Source organism: Streptomyces sp. SP17BM10 (genome assembly GCF_036322405.1).
Classification (GTDB): Bacteria; Actinomycetota; Actinomycetes; order Streptomycetales; family Streptomycetaceae; genus Kitasatospora.
This window is the reverse complement of sequence record NZ_JAQYXB010000366.1, coordinates 1-342: the sequence shown is the minus strand read 5'-3', so window position 1 is coordinate 342 and position 342 is coordinate 1. Positions and strand designations below refer to the sequence as shown.

At 67.8% G+C, this 342-nt stretch carries 1 protein-coding gene; it reads left to right on the top strand.

What is annotated here, in order from left to right; translation table 11 throughout:
* Positions 1-45 precede the first annotated feature (45 nt).
* The coding region (locus PUR71_RS41015) for a hypothetical protein (RefSeq protein WP_329924690.1) at positions 46-342 on the top strand (297 nt) is incomplete at its 3' end.

Genomic DNA, 342 nt, shown 5'->3' with positions numbered 1-342 from the left:
TTGTGTTTTTTTGTGTGTTGTGGTGTGGGTGGTGTTGGGGTTGGAGTGGGTTGGGGTGGGGTTGTTTTTTTTGTTTTTGTGTGGTTGTGTTTTTTTGGTGTGTGGGGTGTTGTTTTGTGTGGGTGGGGGTGGGGTGTGGTGGGGGGGGGGGGGGTGGTGTGTGGGGGGTTGGGGGTTTGGGGTGGGGGTGGTGGTGGGGGGTTTGGTGGGGGGTGGGGGGGGGGGCTGCTGGGGGGGGGGGAGGCCTATCGGGTGGTGGCGGGGGGGGGGGGGCGGGGGGGGGGGGGTGTCGCCGGTGACCCACGCGCGGCCGAGGCGGGTGGCGAAGACGCGGCGGGTGGA